This window comes from Secundilactobacillus mixtipabuli (assembly GCF_002217925.1).
Lineage (GTDB): Bacteria > Bacillota > Bacilli > Lactobacillales > Lactobacillaceae > Secundilactobacillus > Secundilactobacillus mixtipabuli.
The window spans coordinates 1-246 of record NZ_BCMF01000056.1; the positions used below are offsets into that span (position 1 = coordinate 1).

At 41.5% G+C, this 246-nt stretch carries 1 protein-coding gene; it reads left to right on the top strand.

Annotated features, from left to right (window positions below; genetic code table 11):
• Positions 1–246 (top strand): transposase (locus IWT5_RS11975; protein ID WP_143443113.1); only part of this gene is annotated, 246 nt, incomplete at both ends.

Below are 246 nucleotides of genomic sequence, written 5' to 3' on the forward strand. Positions count from 1 at the left end.
AAATTGGTCGGTACTGTGTTTCCCAATGCGATTGTTCTCATTGATCGATTTCACATTGTAAATGCCCTCAGTCGGGCATTTACCAAGACCAGAATCCGCATTATGAAAGGTTTACCAACCTCTTCTCGCCAATACCGCGCTTTAAAGCGTTACTGGAAATTATTATTACAGCCGGTAGAAGACGTTGACTATACTACCTACCATAAATGGACTAGTTTTTCACATATGCTTTGCGCCAAAGACGTT